Below are 17,754 nucleotides of genomic sequence, written 5' to 3'. Positions count from 1 at the left end.
CGCCCGACGTTAACAAGTACTCACGGGGGCGGCATCACCGTGCCTGCCGGCCCCGGCGGCGAAGCGTGCGGCACCCTCGATCGTCCCGTTGGCCAGAGAGATTGCGCCGTGCCGGAATTCGTTGAGCAGCGCCTGATCTTCGGTGAGCCCGGACTGCTCGAGCAGCGACAACCGGTCCTGCCGCAGGCACACCTGGGGCAGGCCGGCGATCTCGGCGGCCAGTTGCCGGGCCGCGGTGAGAGCGTCGCCCGCCGCGACCTTCCGGTTGATCAGCCCGATGCTCAGGGCCTCGTCGGCGTCGACGGGCCGACCGGTGAGGACGAGGTCCATCGCGCGACTCTCCCCGATGAGCCGCGGCAGGCGGACGGTTCCGCCGTCGATGAGCGGCACGCCCCAACGGCGGCAGAACACACCGAGGACGGCGTCCGCGCCTGCGACCCGCAGGTCGGCCCACAACGCGAGTTCGAGTCCGCCCGCCACCGCGTGCCCGTCGATCGCGGCGATCACCGGTTTCGACAACCGCATCCGGGAGATGCCCATCGGGGCGTCGCCGTCGGGGGCCACCCGATTCCCGGTGCCGGAACTGATGGCCTTGAGATCGGCTCCGGCGCAGAATGTTCCGCCCTCGCCGTGCAGGACGGCGACGGACGCGTCCTCGTCCGCGTCGAAGGCACGGAAGGCGTCGGCGAGCGCCTCGGCGGTGGGCCGGTCGACAGCGTTGCGGACTTCGGGCCGGTTCAGGCTGATCGTCGTGACCGGGCCGTCCTTGCGGACGAGTACCAAATCGGAAGTCATCGAGTGCGCCTTTCCTCGCTGGTGTGGCCGACGCTAGCACTCTTGACGGAAGAACGGAACGGGTGTTCACTTCTTTGTTATGGCCTATCGGCGCACCCCCGCGGTCCAGGAACGCCTGGACGCTCTCCGCACCACCCTCATCGACTCCGCGATCGGGCTGATCGCCCGCCACGGCTACGCCGGGTGCTCGATCTCCGCGGTCGCGGCCGGGGCCGGGGTCGGCACCGGCACCGTCTACCGGCACTTCTCGAACAAGGGCGAACTGTTCGCGGAGGTCTTCCGCATCGTCTGCAGCCGGGAGGTGAGCGCCGCCGTCGAATCCGGCAACGCGGCCCGGGCCGCCGAGGGCCGCTGCGTCGCCGCGGTGTCCGCCTCCGTCGGCACGTTCGCCGAACGCGCCCTGCGCGCACCCGTCCTGGCATACGCGCTGCTCGTCGAACCCGTCGACCCGCAGGTCGACACCGAACGTCTCCTGTTCCGTGAGTCGTTCCGGGACGCACTCGCCGTCGCGATCGCCGGCGCCGTCGAGGCCGGGGAGATCCCGGACCAGGACGCGTCGGTCACCGCCGCCTGCATCGTCGGAGCCATCGGCGAGGCACTGATCCTGCCCCTCGCCCGCGGCGCCGCCGACGCCGCAATCATCCCCGCCCTGCTCACCTTCACCCTTCGATCCCTCGGGAGCCCGACATGAGTGCCACACACGAGGTCGTCAACCAGGTGCCGCCCCTGATCAACTTCGACGCCGCCGACTACGCACCGATTCTCGAAGCGCTGCAACGCGAAGGCGCACACGACGCGCTCGAGGAACTGCACGACGTCGGACGCCTCGCCGGGAGCGAGGAGGCGCAGCGCTGGGGCGACCTCGCCGAGGCGCACCCTCCCGTCCTGCGCACCCACGACCGCTACGGCAATCGCGTCGACGAGGTCCAGTACGACCCCGCCTACCACCAGCTGATGACCACCGCCGTCGAGATGGGCCTGCACGGCGCACCGTGGGCCGACCCGCACCCGCGGGCCCACCTGGTCCGGGCCGCGAAGATGGCGGTGTGGGGCCAGGTCGACGCCGGTCACGGCTGCCCGATCTCCATGACGTACGCCGTCGTTCCCGCCCTGCGACACAATCGGGCGCTCGCGGAACAGTACGAACCGTTGCTCACCGCACGGGTCTACGATCCCGCCCTGCACCCTCCCCTGACGAAGGCCGGCCTGATCGCCGGGATGTCGATGACGGAGAAACAGGGTGGCTCCGACGTCCGCGCGGGCACTACCCGCGCCGTGCCGCAGTCCGACGGCAGCTATCTGCTGACCGGGCACAAGTGGTTCACGTCGGCGCCGATGTCCGACGTGTTCCTGGTGCTGGCCCAGGCGCCCGGCGGACTGTCGTGCTTCTTCCTGCCCAGGGTCCTGCCGGACGGCACCCGCAACCGAATGCACCTGCAGCGCCTCAAGGACAAGCTCGGCAACCACTCCAACGCCAGCAGCGAGGTCGAGTACGACGAGGCGGTGGCCTGGCTGGTCGGCGAGGAAGGTCGCGGGGTCCCGACGATCATCGAGATGGTCAACATGACCCGCCTCGACTGCACGATCGGCACGGCCACCGGCATGCGGGTCGGCACGGCGCAGGCCGCGCACCACGCCGTCCACCGCAGCGCGTTCGGCGCCCACCTGGTGGATCAGCCGCTGATGCGCAACGTGCTCGCCGACCTCGCCGTCGAGTCGGAGGCCGCCACGACCGTCGCGCTGTGGCTGGCCGCGCTCACCGACCGGGCGACCGCGGGCGACGAGCGCGCCAACACGCTCCGCCGCATCTCGCTGTCGGTCAGCAAGTATTTCGTCTGCAAGCGCGGGCCGATCCACGCCGCCGAGGCCCTGGAATGCCTGGGCGGCAACGGGTATGTGGAGGAATCCCGGATGCCGCGGCTGTACCGGGAGGCGCCGCTGCTGTCGGTGTGGGAGGGCTCCGGCAACGTCGCCGCCCTGGACACCCTGCGGGCGATGACCAAACAGCCGGAGACGCTTCAGGTGTTCTTCGACGAACTCGACTCGACCGCGGGCGCCGACGCGCGACTCGACGCCGCCGTCACGAAACTGAAGTCCAGTTTCGGCGACGTCGACACGCTCCAGCACCGGGCCCGCCGCGTCGTCGGCGACATGGCACTCGCCCTGCAGGGTTCGCTGCTCGTCCGCCACGGGCACCCCGCGGTCGCCGACGCGTTCTGCGTCAGCCGGTTGTCCGGCGACTGGGGCACCGTGTTCGGGACGCTGCCGACGGGTGTCGACACCGCCTCCATCATCGACCGCGCCACCCCCAAGGTGGGAGCGTGACCGGGCACGACGATCACGCGGGCACCCGTCCGGCCGCCTGGCGCGACGGCTGGGACGAGGGCGCGGACTCCCTGTTCGCGGGTCGTGAACAGGATCGAGTCAAGGACAGAACCGAGTACCGGACCCTCACCTACGAGGTGACCGGCCGCATCGCCCGGATCACGTTCGACCGGCCGGAGCACGGCAACGCGATCACCGCCGACACCCCGCTCGAACTCGCCGCCACCGTCGAACGGGCCGACCTCGATCCGCGCGTCCACGTGATCCTGCTGTCGGGCCGGGGGAAGGGATTCTGCGGCGGATACGACCTGGGCGTCTTCGCCGAGAACGGCGGCGGCAGCGACGACCCGGGCGTCACGACGGGCACCGTCCTCGATCCGATCGTGCAGGCGCGCAACCACAATCCGTTCGCCAACTGGGATCCGATGGCCGACTACGCCATGATGAGCCGGTTCAACCGCGGGTTCGCGAGCCTGCTGCACGCGAACAAGCCGACGGTCGCGAAGATCCACGGATTCTGCGTGGCGGGCGGCACCGACATCGCGCTGTACTGCGACCAGATCGTCGCCGCGGACGACACGAAGATCGGTTACCCGCCGACCCGCGTGTGGGGCGTGCCCGCCGCCGGCATGTGGGCGCACCGCCTCGGCGACCAGCGGGCGAAACGACTCCTCCTCACCGGCGACTGCATCACCGGACGGCAGGCCGCCGACTGGGGACTCGCCGTGGAGTCGGCGCCCGCGGACGAACTCGACCGCCGCGCCGAGGACCTCGTCGAGCGGATCGCGCAGATGCCGATCAACCAGTTGATGATGGTCAAACTCGCGCTGAACAGCGCACTGCTCGCGCAGGGCGTCGCCAACTCGACGATGGTGAGTACCGTCTTCGACGGCGTGTCCCGGCACACCCGCGAGGGGTACGCGTTCCAATTGCGCTCGGCCACCGCCGGATTCCGGGAGGCCGTCCGCGAACGCGACGAGCCGTTCGGCGATCACAAGCAGTCCCGGCCGAGACCCTGATCTGCGACGCGTCTCACGGTTCGGTGCGCGCGGACGCTGCGGCGGCCCGTGCCATGAGCAGGTTGCGTTCACGCCGGGTGGGTGCGGTGGCCGCGGCGTCCTCGAGCGTCCGGGCTGCCTCCTCGTAGCGGCCGAGGCGTTCGAGAACTTCGCCTCGCACGGCGCCGTACAGATGGAGACGGGCCAGCCGGGGATCGTCCCCGACCGCGTCGAGGGCGGCCAGCGCCGCGTCCGGACCGTCCGAATGCAGCAGCGCCACCGCGCGATTGAGCTCCACCACCGGCGACGGCGCCACCTGCGCCAGCGCATCGTACAGTGCGACGATCGCCTCCCAGTCGGTGTCCTCGAACCGAGACGCCCGGGCATGACACCCGGCGATCGCGGCCTGCAGCGAGTAGGGACCGAGCGGGCGGCCCAGCGCGACGGCCCGCTCCAGCGCGGCGTTCCCGTGCTTCAGCAGGATGCGGTCCCACCGCGACCGGTCCTGATCCTGCAACAGGATCGGCTCACCGCCCGGGCCCAGCCGGGCGGCGAACCGCGACGCCTGCAACTCGGTCAGCGCCACCAGTCCGTGCACCTCGGGCTCACCCGGCAGCAGTCCGGCGAGGACCCGGGCGAGCCGCATCGCCTCGGCGGCCAGATCACGTCGTATCCAGTTCTCACCCGACGTGGCCGAGTAGCCCTCGTTGAACACCAGATAGACCACCTCGAGCACCGCCGACAGTCGCGCCGGAAGTTCCTCGCGCGACGGCACCTCGAACGGCACCTTCGCCTCCGACAGCGTCCGCTTGGCCCTGCTGATCCGCTGCCCCATCGTCGCCGACGGCACCAGGAACGCCCGCGCGATCTCGTCCGTCCGCAGCCCGCCCACCAGCCGCAGTGTCAACGCCACCCGCGACTCCCGGGGAAGCACCGGATGACAGGCCACGAACACCAGCGCAAGCAGGTCGTCCTCCACACCCTCGACCGCGTCCGGCGCGGGCATCGCGCTCGGTTGCTGCGCCGACGGGTCGACGGCGATCTGCGTGTACTTCGACTGCTGCGACCGCTCACGGCGGATCCGATCGATCGCCTTGTGCTTGGCCGTCGCCGTCAGCCACGCACCCGGATTGTCCGGGACGCCGTCCCGCGGCCACTGCTCCAGCGCCAGCACGAACGCGTCCTGCGCGATCTCCTCGGCAGTGCCGACATCACGGACGAGACGGGTGAGGGACGCGATGAGCCGCGGCGACTCCATCCGCCACACCGCCTCGACCGTGCGCCGCGCGTCCATGTCAGCGGTCGGGGTGCTGCTCGCGGATCCGCGCCGCGAGCGCCTCTTCCCGCTCCCGCAATTCCGGCGTGAACTCGTCCCCGAAGTCGTCCGACTCGAAGATCGGCCGCACCTCGATCAGCTGTCGCATTCCGGTGCCGGGGTCGGCGGGGCACTTCTTCACCCACTCGATCGCCTCCTCGAGGGACCGCACCTCCCAGATCCAGAAGCCCGCGACGATCTCCTTCGACTCCGTGAACGGGCCGTCGACCACCGACGTCGTGCCGCCCTCGAACACCACTCGCGCCCCGGCGCTGGTCGGCTTCAGGCCCTGCCCGTCGAGCATGATCCCGGCGTTCACCAGGTCTTCGTTGTACGCGCTCATCGCGGCGAGCATCGCCTCCGTCGGGGCGATCTTGTCTTCGTCGGCTCCGGCACCCTCGATCATCACCATGACCCGCATGATTTCCTCCTCGATTGTGGTCGGTCCCGGCTTCTGCCTGGACTCACACGGTACGTCGAACGGCGGGCTCCGATTTCGACATCAGCCGTGAGTACTTGTTAACCGCCGGCGGTTAACAAGTACTCACGGGGGCGATTGCAACACGATGCAACGCTTGCCGCTCAGCCTCGACCGGCGTGTGCTGTATGTCACATACCGAGCGAAGGAGAGGTACATGACACAGACGGTCCAGCCGGCCGAGGTGCAGACGACCCTGACCCCCCAGGAACGCGTCGACCTGTGGTTGGCGAGCTTCGAGTCCGCTCTCGTCGCGCGCGACGTCGATCGTGCCGCGGGCATGTTCGCCGTCGACAGTTTCTGGCGGGACCTGGTGGCGTTCACCTGGAACCTCAAGACCGTCGAGGGACGCGACGCCGTCGCCGCGATGCTGAACGCACGCCTCGACGACACCGATCCGACGAACTTCCGCACCACCGAGACCCCGGACGAGGCCGACGGCGTCACGTCTGCGTGGATCGAATTCGAGACGGCGACCGGACGGGGCAAGGGGCACCTGCGGCTGAAGGACGACGAGGCGTGGACGTTCCTCACCACCATGCAGGAGTTGAAGGGCCACGAGGAGCGCCGGGGACGGAACCGCGTCAAGGGCGCGGTCCACGGTTCCGGCGGTGACACCCAGAGTTGGGCGGAGAAGCGGGAGATCGAGGAGCGGGAACTCGGCTACACCCGGCAGCCGTACGTTCTCGTGATCGGCGGCGGCCAGGGCGGCATCGCGCTCGGCGCGCGACTGCGCCAACTCGGCGTGCCCGCCATCGTCGTCGACAAGAACGAACGCCCCGGCGACCAGTGGCGCAACCGGTACAAGTCGCTGTGCCTGCACGACCCGGTCTGGTACGACCACCTGCCGTACATGCCGTTCCCGGACAACTGGCCGGTGTTCGCGCCGAAGGACAAGATCGGCGACTGGCTCGAGATGTACACGAAGGTGATGGAGATTCCGTACTGGGCGTCCACCACGTGCACGTCTGCGAAGTTCGACGAAGAGACGAAGGAGTGGACCGTCGTCCTCGACCGCGACGGCGAAGAGGTGGTGCTGCACCCGAAGCAATTGGTGCTCGCCACCGGCATGTCGGGCAAACCGAACGTTCCGACGTTCCCCGGCCAGGACGTCTTCCGCGGCGAACAGCACCATTCGAGCCGGCACCCCGGCCCGGACGCGTACGTCGACAAGCGCGTCGTCGTCGTCGGGGCAAACAACTCGGCGCACGACATCTGCAAGGCGCTCTTCGAGACCGGCGCCGACGTGACGATGCTGCAACGGTCGTCCACGCACATCGTGAAGTCGGATTCGCTGATGGACCTCGGCCTCGGCGACCTCTACTCGGAGCGCGCGCTCGCGGCGGGCATGACGACGGAGAAGGCAGACCTCACGTTCGCGTCGCTGCCGTACAGGATCATGCACGAGTTCCAGATCCCGGTGTATCAGAAGATCGCCGAACGGGACAAAGACTTCTACGCGCGACTCGAAAAGGCCGGTTTCAAGCTCGATTTCGGTGACGACGGGTCCGGTCTGTTCATGAAGTACCTGCGCCGCGGTTCCGGCTACTACATCGACGTCGGCGCGTCCGAACTCGTCGCGGACGGCAGCATCCACCTGGTGTCCGGGCAGGTCGACCACCTCAGCGAGGACGCCGTGGTTCTCACCGACGGCACCGAGTTGCCTGCCGACCTCGTCGTCTACGCCACCGGCTACGGGTCGATGAACGGCTGGGCCGCCGACCTCATGGGCCAGGACGTGGCCGACAAGGTCGGAAAGTGCTGGGGTCTCGGCTCCGACACCACCAAGGACCCCGGGCCGTGGGAGGGCGAACAGCGCAACATGTGGAAGCCCACCCAACAGGAAGCGCTGTGGTTCCACGGCGGCAACCTGCACCAGTCGCGGCACTACTCGCTGTACCTCGCCCTGCAACTCAAGGCGCGGCACGAGGAGATCCCGACACCGGTGTACGGGCTGCAGGAGGTGCATCACCTCAGCTGATCGGCGACGACGTATCGCGGGCGCCTCGTATCGTGCGGGGCGCCCGCATGCGCATTGTGTGCGCGACCAAAACCGGTGTGCGGCGGATCGTTACCTCGCCTCGAGAACCCCGGTCATCTGTTTGACGGTCTTGGCCGCGAGCACCTCGAACGCGAGGCGGGCGGCGGGGTCCGCGACGCGCGCCAGACCGGTGAATTCGAGATGCGCGCGGTAGGTGATCGACGTCGAGGCGTCGTCCACCTTCTCGAACGACAGGTCGTCCGACGTGATCGCGGTTCCGTTGCGACCCTCGAACACGACGTGATCGGGGTCGTCGCGGGTCATGCGGTAGGTGAGTTCGGTGGTGCGCCCGAAGAACGAGGACACGTTGTGCCATTCGGTGCCCACCGCCACCGGACCGGGGGTGGTCTGCTCGCACTTCTCGGTCCCGGGATCCCAGGCCGTGGTGTTCGCGAAGTCACGCAGGTATGCGACGACTTCCCCGAGCGGTGAGGCGACGGTGAACGTTCTGCTGACGTCGGCCACGCGGGCCTCCTATGCGCAGTCGCGGCAGATCAGCTGCCCGCCCTCTTCGGACGCGAGACGCGACCGATGATGGACGAGGAAGCAACTGCTGCAGGTGAATTCGTCGGCCCTCTTCGGGATGACGCGGACCGTGAGTTCCTCACCGGACAGGTCGGCGCCGGGCAGTTCGAAGGACTCCGCCGTGTCGGTCTCCTCGACGTCGACGACGGACGACTGCGAGTCGTTCCTCCGTGTCTTCAGTTCTTCGAGCGAGTCCGCGGCGAGTTCATCGTCGACGGTAACCCGTGGTGCGTCGTAGTCGGTTGCCATGACTTCCTCCCTTTGGCTCATGTTCCCCGCGTCGTGAAATTCCACACTTGCGGGGCACGGTTGCTAGACAACGCACCGATCCCGCATTTTGTTCCCGGGCGGCCACAGCTAGCTCTGTGATTGCGGGATGCCCGTTCCGGGTACCACTCAATCAGCCGATCGGAAGGTGGTCTGTCGATGGCGAGTGCGCGCGACGAGCACGGCAATCCTGTGCCCGACCCGGAGCCGGTGCCGCCGTCACCGAGCCCACCTCCCGTGCCGCCGACGCCGACACCGCCGCATCCGTTTCCGCCGGAGCCGGGTCCGGAACCCGCACCGCCCGAGCCTGGACCGCAGCCGGGTCCGCCGGGGCCGACGCCGCCTCCGGGTCCGCCGATTCCGGAGCCGACTCCCCCGTATCCGCCGCAGATGCACAGCCGCTGAGCAAGTCCCTGCAGGTCAGCGTGCTCGTCCGGCAGCGAAGACGGCGCCGAATGCTCGTCGAACCGGCCTGACGTTCACTCCGACTCGTCTTCGAGCCGGGTGAGCGCGACCAGCGTCCGGACCCCGTGCACCATGGCGCGTTCGTCGAGGTTGAACCCCGGCTGGTGCAGCTCCTGGGGTGTGCCGGTGCCGTTCCACACGCCGAGCCTGGCCATCGCGCCCGGGACCTTCTCCAGGTACCAGGCGAAGTCCTCGCCGCCGCTGGACTGGTGGGCCTCGCCGAGGTGGTCGAAGCCGACCACCGATTCGATCGCCTCCCGCAGGTCGGCGGTGCAGTCGGGATCGTTGACGACGGGCGGGACGCCTTGCCGGTAGGAGAGTTCGTACCGCACGTTGTACGGGGCGAGCAGGTGGCAGATCGCGTCCGTGACCAGCGGTTCGAGCAAGGCCCACGTCTCGCGGGACGCGCTGCGGAGAGTCCCGACCAGTTCACCCGACTCGGGCACGGAGTTCGCGACCTGCCCCGCGGCCACCTTGCCCCAGGTGAGGACCGTCGCGGTGCGGGCGTCGACGCGTCGGTCGAGCACGGACGCGAGCCCCGTCACCAGGACGGCGGCGGCGTGGATCAGATCCCCGGTCAGGTGCGGTCGCGCAGTGTGCCCACCCGCCGACCACAACCGCACGGTGACGGAATCGTTGGACGACGTGATCGGCCCGGTCCGGGTGGCGAGCTTGCCGACTTCGAGATGCGGGTCGCAGTGCAGTGCGAAGATCTTCGCCACCCCGTCGAGTGCTCCCGCGGCGATCGTGTCGACGGAACCGCCGGGTGTCGTCTCCTCGGCGGGTTGGAAGATGAGCCGGACCCGGGTCGTCGGCGGGTGCCTGACGAGGACCGACGCCGCCCCCATCAGCATCGTGGTGTGCGCGTCGTGACCGCAGGCGTGCGACACCCCGGGGACCGTCGACTCGAACGGGAGACCCGTCGTCTCGGCGACCGGCAGTGCGTCGAGGTCGGCGCGCAGGGCGACGCATTCACCCGTCTCCGGCCCGAGGTCGCACCACAGGCCGGTGCCGCCGGGCAACATGACGGGTTCGAGTCCGAGACCGACGAGGTGGTTCCGCACGATTCCGGTGGTCCGGCGTTCCTCGAACGACAACTCCGGATGCGCGTGCAGATCCCGGCGCCACTCGATCAGCTTCTTCTCGTCGAGCTCCGTCGACTCCGTCCACGTCATGTCGGCGGTGTCGCCGCGATCCCAGAGCCTGGCGCTCCAATACCGTCGAGTCCGGCGAGCACCGATCGAGGTCGGGCCCGTCTGCGGCGGTGCGGGCGGGGCCTCTACCTCGGGGAGGTGCTCGGTGCGGCCCGCCGTCTCCGCGAGCAGCAGATCGACGACGTCGGTGAGCCGGCCCCGGCGAGCGAGCGCGTGACGTTGCCTCGCGGCGGAACTCCCGTGCGCGGACGCCTCCGCGGACAGCTCCACCACCGTGTCCCAGTCGCCGGTCTGCTCGAGCTGCGGTCGCAGCGAGTTCACGAAGTCGCCGACGAGTTCCGACGCGGGACGCGCCTGCGGAAACCGCACGTCGACGAGGTCTCCCTCCAACCCCGACCGCGCCGCCCGCCACAGCGCAGCCCGCGTCAGGGTCGGGACCACCTCGACGCCCTTGGTCCCGGCGCGCAGACCCTCCACCTCGCGTTCGACGAGCGCCCGGAACAGGGCGGCGACGAGAATGACCGTGTCCAGCCGCGGGCAGCTGTCGCACACCCGCAATTCCAGGGTCGGAAGCTTCACCGACGGCCGGACGTCGAAATACGCCATACCCGGGTCGCTGATCACCCCGCTCGCAACCAGGTCGTCGATCAGGGCGCTGTACTCGGCGGCCGAGGAGACGGGCGCGGCCGGACCGGTGCTGGGCCAGCGCAACCACAGAAGCGTCCGTGCGCTGGCATAGCCGGTGTCGGCACCGTCGGACCGGAACGGGGAACTCGCGCTGAGCGCCAGGAGGACGGGCATGTGCGGGGCGATGCGGTGCGCGACCTGCACGGCCTCGTCACGGTCGGGGAGGTCGACGTGAACCTGGGTGCCGCAGATCAGCTGCTCACGGGCGAGCATCTGGTAGTCCGCGAGCATCCGCCGGTAGCGCTGCGTCCCCGTCACGTGCATCTCGGCGGGCAGCGCCAGCGGCATCGAACCCGCGGCCGCCACCCCGATCCCGAGTCCCTCGGCCGCGTCGATCAGCACCGTCCGGTGCCGCTCCAGATCGCTGCGCAGGCCGTCGAGGTCGGCATACACACCGCTGTTGACCTCGACGACACACTGCTGGAGTTCGTCGACGTACACGTCGTCGGGAAGTCGTGCCAGCAATTCCGGCGCGCGGGTGGTCAGGCGCCGGGTCTTGCGATCGATGAGATGGAATTCCTCTTCGACCCCCACTTTCCGTGGGTCGCTGACGAGCACGATGGGCCTCTATTTCCCTGTGGCACCCTCGGAATGGTCGAAGAACGCCCAGGTGCCGTCCGGGGGATCGTTCACATCGTTGTTCGCCATGGTCGATGGGTTCCCCGCGGATCGGGGTCTGAACCATCGGATCGATTATCCCGTCCCGTCACCCATCACCGCGCCCTCGCGCCGCGGGTCCGCGCCGCCGACCCACCCCGAGTCCTGACGCTGCAGCGCACTGAGCCCACTGGACTGCGGCGCGACCGACACCTGGTGACCCATCGCCCGCAGTTGCACGATCAACGGGTCGGTCGCGCCGTCGTTGACCGCGTCGATGTTCGGATGCTCTCCGCCGACACCGGTGACCGGTGTGTTGGCCGCCCCGAAGTCGACCGCCGACACGGCCTGCTGCGGGTTCAGGCCCCAATCCAGCATTCCCACGAGCGTTTTCACGACGAACTGGATGATCACCGAACCACCCGGTGACCCGGTCGCGAACTGGACGTCGCGGCGTGAACCGTCGCTGCCGCGGTCGAAGACGAGCGTCGGCGCCATCGAACTCCGGGGCCGCTTACCCGGTTCGACGCGGTTGGCGAGGGGCGCGCCGTCGGGGCCGACCGGCTGGGCCGAGAAGTCGGTGAGCTGATTGTTGAGCACGAATCCGTCGGTCATGTGGAACGAGCCGAACGCCGATTCCACCGTCGTCGTCATCGATGCGACGTTGCCGTACTTGTCGGCGATCGAGATGTGGCTGGTGCCGTGTTCCTTGTCCTGCGGTTGCACGCCGAGCGGAACGGGCCCGAAGTTGCCGGGTTGCGCGGTGCCCATGCTCTTGCCCGGGTCGATGAGGGCGGCCCGCTGCTTCAGGTAGTCCTCGTTCAGCAGTGTGTCGAGGGAATTGCCGGGCAGTGGAACGAAATCGGAGTCCGCGACGTACTTGTCCCGGTCTGCGTACGCCAGTCGCTCGGCCTCGGAGATGAGGTGCACGGCCTCCGCAGTCGGCTTTCCGCCGTTGTCGTCGAGGTTCGTCGGCCCGTACTGCGACAGGTCGAAGTTCTCCAGGATGCCGAGCGTCGCCGCGACCGCGGTGCCACCGGACGAGGGGTTCGGCATGCCGCAGATCTCGTGGTCCCGGTACGGCGTGCACAGCGGTGTCCGCTTCTTCGCCTGATAGTTGGCGAGGTCGTCGAGAGTCATCTGGCCGGGGGTGCGGCCGCCCGACGCGGTCGCCGTCGCGTCGACGATGCCCTGGGCGACGGCCCCGGTGTAGAAGGCGTCCGCGCCGCCCGCGGCGATCGCTCCGAGCGTCTTGGCCATGGCCGGGTTCGTCAGCTTCGTCCCGGCCGGCTTCGGGCTGCCGTCGGGGTTCAGAAAATACGCCTTCGACGGCTCGTCGACGGCCAGGTCGGGCGCGGACTCGGCGATCTGCCCGGCCATCCGCGGGCTGATCTCGAGGCCCTGGTCGGCGAGGGAGATGGCCGGGTCGAACAATTCCCGCCACGCGTCCCGCCCGTGGTCGCGGTGCGCCATCTCGAGCATCCGCACCACGCCGGGGACACCGATGGACCGTCCGCTCGCGCGGGCGTCGGGCTTGGGCTCGGTGCGGTCGGTGTCGCTGATCCAGCGGAGGTAGTTCTCCGTCGCGGCCATCGGCGCGACCTCCCGCCCGTCGTACGCCTCGACACTGTTCTGCCCGGCGTCGTAATAGAGCAGGAACGCGCCGCCACCGATTCCGGAGGATTGCGGTTCGACGAGACCGAGAACGGTCTGGGCCACGATCAGCGCGTCGGCGGCCGTCCCGCCGTCCCGGAGTACCTCGCACGCGGCCTGCGTCGACACCGGATTGGCGGTGGAGACCGCGTACGACGCGGTGGTCACGGGCGTCATCCCGGAGCGGTACACGGTGGCGATCTCGGGGTTGGTCGCGAGATTCTGGGTGGTCGGCGCCGGGCCGGGAGGCGGCGGCGCCTTGGACACCGGGGTGCCGTTGGGGACGTCCGCGCACGTGGCCGCCGGATCGCTCTGCGGTTCCTCGTCCGACGAGCACGCGGCCAGCACCCCGACGCAGAGAGCCGCGGCCAACGAGGCCCGAAATACTGTTCCGATTCCCGTCACAGGACCCATCACCGAACCCTAACAGCGGAAATCCGGCGACAACCGGCTAAAGGCGAGGTCCGAAGTGCCGGCTGAGGATTCGGTAGCCGAGTTCGTGAAGGTGGTGGTGCTCGGGCCACCGGTCGCGGGTCCACGCCGGGTCGGTGTGGGCGGCGGTGATCGCGGCGGTCGTGGAGGCGTGCAGGTCGAACTCGAGGTCCCGGCGGAGTGCGGCGACGGCAGCCGGTTCCCGGGCGTCGCCGAGCCGGCCGATCGTCGCGGCCACCTGCTCGTCCGCGTCGCTCAGGATCCGCCGGTAGGAACCGGGGAGCACGGTCCACAGCACCACCAGCGCCACCGCGACACCGAGCACGGTCTCGACGAGCCGGTCGCGGGACACCGTCGTCAGGTCCACGTGCGTGCCGCGGCTGCCGAGAACCAGGGCGAGCGGGGTGATGAACACCATCGCCAGCCCGTAATTGCGGACGAGGAACGCCTCGATCCCCGCCATCAGACCCGCCACCACGAGCACCAGCGCCGCCGCAGGCAGGTCGAGCGATGACAGCACGGCGAGCACGACCAGTCCGAGCACCGTTCCGAAGAACCGGTGCAGCCCGCGGTACGTCCCCAGCACCCGGTCCGGTCCCTGGTGCAGGATCATTGCCGCGGTGATCACCGCCCAGTCGGGCCTGCCGACACCGAAGCCCAGCGCCAGGAGACCGGCCGCGGGGCACGCGACCAGCAGTCGCGCGACGATCGTCCAGGACCGGCCCCGCAGATGCGACGCTCGGCGGAGCCGGTAGCGGATCGACGGACGCGGCAGCGGGACCTGCGGCCGCAGGTCGTCGTCGTCCGAGGCATGGTCCGCGTCGACACCGTCCACGGTCGCCGCACACCGCAGATGCGCCGCACGCAACGTGCGGGTCAGCGGATGATCACGGCCGACGAGGGCGGCGTCGTGGAGGCATTGCCAGGCGGTGTGCAGCGACCGCACCGCGTCCCGCCGGGAACCGGGCGACGACGGGTCGGAGAGTGCGGTGTCTACTGCAGCGACCGCGGTCGCGACCGCGGCACGCTCGGGGGTGCGGGGACGAACGATCAGTCCCGACATCGACACGAGCAACGCCGACAACGCGCCGACCGCCGCCCAGACGACCACCTCCGCCACGCCGACACCGAGCGCGGGCAGCGCGGACGCGATCTCCACGGTGAGCAGCGGAAGGAAGGCGCCCGGCGCGCCAAGTCGCAGTCCGTCGACGACGAAGGCGCAGACGGCGACGACCACGGTCATCGTGAGGACGAGCGCCATCCCCCACAGCGCGGACCCTCCCGACGCGGTCAGGTCGTGCACGAACCCGCCGACCGCCGCGCCCACCCCGGCCAGGAGCACCATCACGGCAGCGGCGATCGACACCACCCGCCACCGCACCCGGTATGCGCGGCCCTCGCCGTAGACGACGGCGAACGCCCCCAGGGTGGCGGTCGCCGCGACAGCCGAATGTCCGAGCGCGACCCCCGCCAGCGCGGGCAGGCCCACGGCCACGCCGGCACGGACCACACCCGGCCAGCGCCGACCCAGCTTGGGCACTCCGAGAAGCAAAGACCGTGCCGGGGCCGGCGCAGGGATCGGCACACCGTGATCCCGCGATCCGGTTCCCTGATCCTGCGCACCTACCGACACGACCACTCACCCTACGAGCGGTCGTGTCACTCGAAACAGTCGATGAGGTGCATCTCACGTGCGGTGCGCGGCTCCGATCAGGTGTGTGGGCGGTGGATCGGGCGCCCGTACTCGGCGGCGAGCAGGCCGAGGGCGGCGGCGCCGGCGAGCAATCCGAAGTCGCGCAGTGCGACGTCGTAGTAGCCGGACAGCGTGAGCAGGTTGACGATGATCCCGGCCAGCCAGGCGACGACGACCCAGGCGCCGATCCGCGGTGCCACGGCGACGAGGATTCCGGCGATCACTTCGATCACGCCGACGACGTACATGCCCTGTTGCGCGGTGCCCGGCAGGATGTCGTCGATCCACGGCGCCAGATATTGGGGCCAGTCGGTGAGCCAGTTCGTGAACTTGTCGAGCCCGAACAGGATGGGTGCCACCGTGAAGACCGTGCGCAGCACGAGAAAGGCCTGGTAGCCGGGTTCGGACAGGGTGTGCGAACCGTGGCTGACCTGGTGGGGTGTGTTGGTAGCCATGATGACTCCTTCTAAAAACTATGTTCTTTGACTATAGAATTCCGCGCGCAATTTAGTCAACGATTCTGAGTTTTACAATGGGCTCATGGATGCCACACCACGCTCGGACGTCTCGGCCGTCTCCGCCCTCGGCGAACCGGTCCGCAGGCAGGTGTACGACCACGTGCGCACGCAGCCGTCCCCCGTCAGCCGCGACGACGTCGCCGAGGCGCTGGGTCTCGCCCGCTCGACGTCCGCGTTCCATCTCGAGAAACTGGCCGACGAGGGACTGCTGGCGGTCGAGTTCGCGCGGCGCGGCGGGCGCTCGGGACCGGGCGCGGGACGACCCGCCAAGCTGTACCGGCGGTCCGACCGCGAGTTCGCGGTGCACCTCCCCGAACGCACGTACGCGCTCGCCGGCGAGCTGTTCGCGCGGGCGATCGAAGACGCCGACGCGACCGGCGCCTCTCCGCGCGACGCCCTGTCCGCGCGGGCGCACGACTTCGGGCGCGGCCTCGGCGCCGACCTCGGCTGCTCGGAGGACGACCTGACCGCGGCGCTCGCGGAGTGCGGTTACGAACCGCGGAGCAGCGACGGGACCATCGTGCTGGTCAACTGCCCGTTCCATGCGCTCGCCCGGCAGCACACCGACATGGTGTGCGGGATGAACCTCGCACTGCTGTCCGGGCTGCTCGACGGCGCGGGCTGCGAGGACCGCCACGCGACTCTGGCCCCGGCCGAGGGGTACTGCTGCGTGCGGATCGACTCCCCACGTGAGTGACAAAGTGTCCCCCGGGACGCTTTGCCACTCACCTGAGGATGGTCGCGCTCACCTGGAGTGGTCGCTCACCTGGGATTGGTGCCGACGACGACGGTGGCGCCCACGTCTTCGGACGTCTCGATCCGGGTGGTGAGCCCGGCCTCCGCGAACGCCGCGGCGGTGAGCGGGGCCTGACTCGCGCTGGTCTCGATCAGCAGGTGACCGCCCGGCGCGAGCCAGTCGCACGCCCCGGCGGTGACGCGCCGCTGGACGTCGAGTCCGTCGGCGCCGCCGTCGAGTGAGACCCGCGGTTCGTGGAACCGGGCCTCCGGCGGCATCAACCTGATCGCATCGGTCGGCACGTAGGGGGCGTTGGCCACCAGGACGTCGATGCGTCCCCTCAGCGCCGGGGGTAACGGTGCGTACAGGTCGCCCTCGAACACCCGGGCCGGTTCGGCGAGGTTGCGCCGCGCACACCGGACCGCGGCGGGGTCGATGTCCACCGCGCACAACTCGATGCCGTCGAGAGTGTCTGCGAGCGCGGCGCCCACCGCCCCCGAACCGCAGCACAGGTCGACCACGACCGCGTGCGGGCATGCGAGGGCGGCGGCCTGCTCGACGAGGAACGCGGTGCGGCGCCGCGGCACGAACACCCGCGGATCGACCTCGATCCGGAGCCCGCAGAATTCGGCCCAGCCGAGGACGTGTTCGAGGGGGACGCCGGCGACGCGGCGGTCGAGCATCGAGGCGAGTTCGTCCGACGTGCGGGCGGCGGAGACGATCAGGCGCGCCTCGTCCTCGGCGAACACACAGCCGGCGGCGCGAAGCCTCGTGACGAGGACGAATTCGAGGGACGGGGAGAGAGACACTGGCATGGGAGAGCCTTTCGGAATGCCGATGGGCGCTCTCCCGGTCACCTTATGTCGGTACGACCGCGCGGTCGCGAAGTGAGAGCACCCGACCTGAACGAACGGACACGGTTCTCACCTCCTCGATACGGATCCTGCTGGGAGTCGCAACACTACCGACAGCGGTGGTCGCCGGGAAGCCGAACAGCCGGAATCGGCATACACCGGAGCGCCGCTGGGTATCCCCTTGGCGTGCCGAGCTGACCAGGTAGATCGGTCGTCGGCGC

General features: G+C 69.6%; 15 protein-coding genes. 5 read left to right on the top strand and 10 right to left on the bottom strand.

Going from position 1 to position 17,754, the window contains the following annotated elements:
* Nucleotides 1-9: 9 nt before the first annotated feature.
* Nucleotides 10-795: a crotonase/enoyl-CoA hydratase family protein gene (locus MLGJGCBP_RS14180; RefSeq protein ID WP_160096316.1), complete on the bottom strand. Its 786-nt coding sequence runs from the start codon at nucleotides 793-795 to the stop codon at nucleotides 10-12.
* A 79-nt stretch (nucleotides 796-874) separates the two neighbouring features.
* Between MLGJGCBP_RS14180 and MLGJGCBP_RS14175 the strand changes: the two genes are divergently transcribed.
* From MLGJGCBP_RS14175 to MLGJGCBP_RS14165, 3 genes are read left to right on the top strand one after another with little or no spacing between them, the layout of a single operon-like run.
* Nucleotides 875-1,486 (top strand): TetR/AcrR family transcriptional regulator, encoded by a 612-nt coding sequence (locus MLGJGCBP_RS14175; protein ID WP_087557213.1) that lies wholly within the window; start codon nucleotides 875-877, stop codon nucleotides 1,484-1,486.
* Nucleotides 1,483-3,120 carry an acyl-CoA dehydrogenase family protein gene (locus tag MLGJGCBP_RS14170; RefSeq protein WP_160096314.1) on the top strand — a complete coding sequence of 546 codons (1,638 nt, stop codon included), beginning with the start codon at nucleotides 1,483-1,485 and terminating at the stop codon, nucleotides 3,118-3,120. The genes MLGJGCBP_RS14175 and MLGJGCBP_RS14170 overlap by 4 nt, the downstream gene beginning before the upstream one ends.
* Nucleotides 3,117-4,139 carry a crotonase/enoyl-CoA hydratase family protein gene (locus tag MLGJGCBP_RS14165; RefSeq protein WP_160096312.1) on the top strand — a complete coding sequence of 341 codons (1,023 nt, stop codon included), beginning with the start codon at nucleotides 3,117-3,119 and terminating at the stop codon, nucleotides 4,137-4,139. Before MLGJGCBP_RS14170 ends, MLGJGCBP_RS14165 begins: the two co-directional genes overlap by 4 nt.
* Before the next feature lie 13 nt (nucleotides 4,140-4,152).
* On the opposite strand, the gene MLGJGCBP_RS14160 is transcribed toward MLGJGCBP_RS14165, so the two are convergent.
* Together MLGJGCBP_RS14160 and MLGJGCBP_RS14155 are read right to left on the bottom strand one after the other, a co-directional pair.
* Nucleotides 4,153-5,412: an RNA polymerase sigma factor gene (locus MLGJGCBP_RS14160; protein ID WP_087557210.1), complete on the bottom strand. Its 1,260-nt coding sequence runs from the start codon at nucleotides 5,410-5,412 to the stop codon at nucleotides 4,153-4,155.
* A 1-nt stretch (nucleotide 5,413) separates the two neighbouring features.
* Nucleotides 5,414-5,854 carry a YciI family protein gene (locus tag MLGJGCBP_RS14155; RefSeq protein WP_087557209.1) on the bottom strand — a complete coding sequence of 147 codons (441 nt, stop codon included), beginning with the start codon at nucleotides 5,852-5,854 and terminating at the stop codon, nucleotides 5,414-5,416.
* 214 nt (nucleotides 5,855-6,068) lie between these two features.
* Between MLGJGCBP_RS14155 and MLGJGCBP_RS14150 the strand changes: the two genes are divergently transcribed.
* Nucleotides 6,069-7,892: a flavin-containing monooxygenase gene (locus tag MLGJGCBP_RS14150; RefSeq protein WP_160096310.1), complete on the top strand. Its 1,824-nt coding sequence runs from the start codon at nucleotides 6,069-6,071 to the stop codon at nucleotides 7,890-7,892.
* Between the two features lie 90 nt (nucleotides 7,893-7,982).
* On the opposite strand, the gene MLGJGCBP_RS14145 is transcribed toward MLGJGCBP_RS14150, so the two are convergent.
* The 6 genes from MLGJGCBP_RS14145 to MLGJGCBP_RS14120 form a co-directional block, all read right to left on the bottom strand.
* The gene (locus MLGJGCBP_RS14145; RefSeq protein WP_087557207.1) at nucleotides 7,983-8,417 is read right to left on the bottom strand and encodes an SRPBCC family protein; all 435 of its coding nucleotides are present in this window, start codon (nucleotides 8,415-8,417) and stop codon (nucleotides 7,983-7,985) included.
* Nucleotides 8,418-8,426: 9 nt separating this feature from the next.
* Complete coding sequence (locus MLGJGCBP_RS14140; protein ID WP_073359047.1) at nucleotides 8,427-8,726, bottom strand: DUF4193 domain-containing protein; 300 nt, start codon at nucleotides 8,724-8,726, stop codon at nucleotides 8,427-8,429.
* Between the two features lie 497 nt (nucleotides 8,727-9,223).
* Nucleotides 9,224-11,608: a glutamate--cysteine ligase gene (locus tag MLGJGCBP_RS14135; RefSeq protein ID WP_160096308.1), complete on the bottom strand. Its 2,385-nt coding sequence runs from the start codon at nucleotides 11,606-11,608 to the stop codon at nucleotides 9,224-9,226.
* A gap of 135 nt (nucleotides 11,609-11,743) precedes the next feature.
* Entirely contained in the window at nucleotides 11,744-13,714 is a 1,971-nt protein-coding gene (ggt, locus tag MLGJGCBP_RS14130) for a gamma-glutamyltransferase (RefSeq protein WP_160096306.1), read from the bottom strand.
* A 37-nt stretch (nucleotides 13,715-13,751) separates the two neighbouring features.
* Nucleotides 13,752-15,317, bottom strand: coding sequence for an FUSC family protein (locus tag MLGJGCBP_RS14125; RefSeq protein ID WP_236581079.1), 1,566 nt, complete (start codon nucleotides 15,315-15,317; stop codon nucleotides 13,752-13,754).
* 125 nt (nucleotides 15,318-15,442) lie between these two features.
* A complete protein-coding gene (locus MLGJGCBP_RS14120) occupies nucleotides 15,443-15,880 on the bottom strand; it encodes a DoxX family membrane protein (protein WP_160096304.1) in 438 nt (145 codons plus the stop codon).
* Between the two features lie 85 nt (nucleotides 15,881-15,965).
* Between MLGJGCBP_RS14120 and MLGJGCBP_RS14115 the strand changes: the two genes are divergently transcribed.
* Entirely contained in the window at nucleotides 15,966-16,640 is a 675-nt protein-coding gene (locus MLGJGCBP_RS14115) for a helix-turn-helix transcriptional regulator (protein WP_160096302.1), read from the top strand.
* Nucleotides 16,641-16,705: 65 nt separating this feature from the next.
* Here MLGJGCBP_RS14115 and MLGJGCBP_RS14110 read toward each other — a convergent pair whose 3' ends face one another.
* Nucleotides 16,706-17,494 (bottom strand): putative protein N(5)-glutamine methyltransferase, encoded by a 789-nt coding sequence (locus tag MLGJGCBP_RS14110; RefSeq protein WP_160096300.1) that lies wholly within the window; start codon nucleotides 17,492-17,494, stop codon nucleotides 16,706-16,708.
* Between the last annotated feature and the right edge of the window lie 260 nt (nucleotides 17,495-17,754).

This window comes from Rhodococcus sp. T7 (assembly GCF_009872365.1).
Classification (GTDB): Bacteria; Actinomycetota; Actinomycetes; order Mycobacteriales; family Mycobacteriaceae; genus Rhodococcus_F.
The sequence above is the reverse complement of the archived record's forward strand: the minus strand, read 5'-3'. Positions and strand labels throughout refer to the sequence as shown.